Raw genomic sequence first — 2,726 nt, forward strand, 5'->3', positions numbered from 1 at the left:
ATGAGAAGCTGCAGGCCGAATTTGGCCCGTGCGGAGAGACCGTGAAGGTTGTTGCCCGAGATCACCTTACCCAGGTCGTCCTTGTAGCCGATGCTGCAGAAAGCGATCAGCGTCGCGAGTGCCGCGACGACATAGGGGTTGTTGAGCTTGGCGCTCAGAACGGTTGCCACGATCGTGGAGAAGACGAATACCACGCCGCCCATCGTCGGTGTGTCCCGCTTTTTCAGGTGGGCTTTGGGGGCGAATTTGTTGATGGGCTGGCTCGCTTTTTTCGCTTTGGCCCAGCGGATGAAAAAGGGCATCAGCCAGATGGTGAGGATGAAGGCGAGAAAGAATGCGAAGCCGGCACGGACCGTGATGTACTGGAAGAGATTGACATCCAGATGCCGATAGAACCAATAGAGCATATGTTGAATACCTGTTGTAAAAAATGTCTCTTTAGGAGGTTAAAAGCGGTATTTTAATATAGTTGTACATAAAAACGGATAAATCCAAATTTCTCTGAGATTAAGGAATATGAACGTGGCGAACAAGACGATTCTCATCATCACCGACGGTATCGGCTACAAGCCCCATTCGAAGGCCAACGCTTTCGAAGCGGCGAAAAAACCGACCTACGACAGACTCTTCAAAGAAGTACCCTGGTCGCTCATCCACACCTACGGCCTCCATGTGGGGCTGCCTGAAGGGCAGATGGGCAACTCGGAAGTGGGACACATGACGATCGGCAGCGGCCGGGTGCTCTACCAGGATCTGGTGAAGATCTCCCTGGCCCTCAAAGACGGCACGCTCAAAACCAACGAAGTGTTCCAGGATCTGCTGAAAAAGAGCGACAGACTCCACCTGATCGGGCTCATGAGCGACGGCGGGGTCCACTCGCACATCGAGCATACGATGGGGCTGGCGAAGATCGCCGCCGAAGCGGGTAAAAAGGTCTTTTTGCATCTGATCACCGACGGCAGAGACGTCTCTCCGACCTCGGCGCCCGTCTACCTGAAGCAGCTCGAAGAGATTCTGAACGAGAATATCTCCATCGCCACGCTGGGCGGCCGCTTCTACACGATGGATCGCGACCAGCGCTGGGAACGGGTGGAGAAGGGGTACCGCGCCATCGTCGAGGCGACGCCGAAGACCGATCTTTCGCCGATGCAGTATGTCGAAAAGAGTTATGCCGAAGATGTGACCGACGAGTTCATCCTGCCGACGGCGTTTTCGGGATACGAGGGGATGGAAGAGGGCGACGGCGTGCTGTTCATCAATTTCCGCAGCGACCGGATGCGCGAGATCGTCACCGCCATCGGCGACCCGAAATTCGACGCTTTCGAAAGGAAGCCGATCCACGTTCATATCGCGACGATGACAGAATACGACAAATCGTTCCCCTATCCGGTCCTTTTCAGGAAAGAGGTGCCCAAAAACACGCTGGCGGAGGTGATCTCCAACGCCGGGCTGACCCAGCTGCACACGGCCGAGACCGAAAAGTACGCCCATGTCACCTTCTTCTTCAATGGCGGCGTCGAAGAGCCGGTGCTCAACGAGTCGCGGGTGCTGATCCCCAGTCCCAGGGTCAAGACCTACGACATGAAGCCCGAAATGAGCGCGCCCGAAGTGGGTGACGCGGTGCTGACGGCGATGGACGAGGAGTACGACTTCATCGTCGTCAACTTCGCCAACGGCGACATGGTGGGCCACACCGGCGTCTTCGAAGCGGCCGTCAAGGCCGTCGAAGCGGTGGATACCCAGCTTGGACGCATCGTCGAAAAGGCGAAGGAAAAAGATTACCGCATGGTGCTCACTTCCGACCACGGCAACTGCGAGGAGATGATGGACGAAGAGGGCCACGTGCTCACCAACCACACCGTCGGCGACGTCTGGTGCTTCGTCATGGCACCGGGGGTCGAAGAGGTCAAGCCCGGCGCTCTCAACAACATCGCCCCGACGGTTCTGAAACTGATGGATCTGCCGATCCCCGAGGAGATGGACGAACCGTTGATTTAGTGTTGAGTATTGAGTGCTGAGTATTGAGTCATATCACGGTGAGCCGCGCGTAGCGCGGACTTGATTTTGAAAATGGAAGCGGCGAAGCCGCCTCCTGAACTTTTAACTTTTCGTTTTTAACTTTTCACTAATCAAAAAAGGAGTCTCTTTGAAATTTACCGGAAAAAACGTATTGGTAACGGGAGCGAGTCGCGGTATCGGTGCCGAAATCGCCAAGACACTGGCGGGATACGGCCTGAAAGTCTGGATCAACTACCGCAGCGGCGCGGAAGCCGCCGACGCCGTGAAGGCAGAGATCGAAGCGGCCGGCGGAGAAGCGGCGGTGATCGGCTTCGACGTTTCCGACGAGACGGCCTACGTGGAGGCGGTCAAGACGATCGTCGACGCCGACGGGGAGCTGGGCTACATCGTCAACAACGCCGGCATCACCAAGGACAAGCTGGCGATGCGCATGAAGGCCGAGGAGTTCGAAGCGGTGATCCGCGCCAACCTCACCAGCGCTTTCGTAGGATGCCGGGAAGCGATCAAGGTGATGGGCAAGAAACGCTTCGGCGCCGTCGTCAATGTCGCTTCCATCGTCGGCGAAACCGGCAACGCCGGCCAGACCAACTACAGCGCCTCCAAGGGCGGGCTCATCGCGATGACCAAAAGCTTCGCCCTCGAAGGCGCCCCCCGAAACATCCGTTTCAATGCCGTCACTCCGGGCTTTATCGCGACCGACATGACCG

Annotated in this window: 2 protein-coding genes and 1 pseudogene; 2 read left to right on the plus strand and 1 reads right to left on the minus strand. The window is 57.0% G+C overall.

Annotated elements, in window-relative coordinates:
• Positions 1 to 407 (minus strand): annotated as a pseudogene (locus Q1K23_RS08965) (phospho-N-acetylmuramoyl-pentapeptide-transferase); the annotation flags it as partial.
• 115 nt (positions 408 to 522) lie between these two features.
• Between Q1K23_RS08965 and gpmI the strand changes: the two are divergent.
• Together gpmI and fabG are read left to right on the plus strand one after the other, a co-directional pair.
• Positions 523 to 1,998, plus strand: coding sequence for a 2,3-bisphosphoglycerate-independent phosphoglycerate mutase (gene gpmI / locus Q1K23_RS08970; protein ID WP_300363975.1), 1,476 nt, complete (start codon positions 523 to 525; stop codon positions 1,996 to 1,998).
• A gap of 148 nt (positions 1,999 to 2,146) precedes the next feature.
• A partial coding sequence (gene fabG, locus Q1K23_RS08975; RefSeq protein WP_300363976.1) for a 3-oxoacyl-ACP reductase FabG occupies positions 2,147 to 2,726 on the plus strand: 580 nt, incomplete at its 3' end.

The sequence above is a fragment of the Hydrogenimonas sp. genome (assembly GCF_029933015.1).
Taxonomy (GTDB): domain Bacteria; phylum Campylobacterota; class Campylobacteria; order Campylobacterales; family Hydrogenimonadaceae; genus Hydrogenimonas.